Annotated in this window: 1 rRNA gene; it reads left to right on the forward strand. The window is 56.0% G+C overall.

The window, feature by feature from the left end:
* Window positions 1-225 (forward strand): 23S ribosomal RNA (locus C486_RS21950); the annotation flags it as partial.

Genomic DNA, 225 nt, shown 5'->3' on the forward strand with positions numbered 1-225 from the left:
ACAGGGAAATAGGTTAATATTCCTATGCCAGTGTGCACTCAAAGCCGACGCTTTGGGGCCGCCTGAGCTGGGCCTTCGCCCAGTCGAACTATCGAAATTCGTGGAAGCCGTAATGGCACGAAGCGAACGAATGGTAGGATCGCGCAAGTCAGGCCAACCTAGAGCCCGTGAAAAGGCGAGCACACTGTCCGTACCGAGATCCGACACAGGTACTCATGGCGGCGA

Origin of the sequence: Natrinema gari JCM 14663 (assembly GCF_000337175.1) — an archaeon.
Classification (GTDB): domain Archaea; phylum Halobacteriota; class Halobacteria; order Halobacteriales; family Natrialbaceae; genus Natrinema; species Natrinema gari.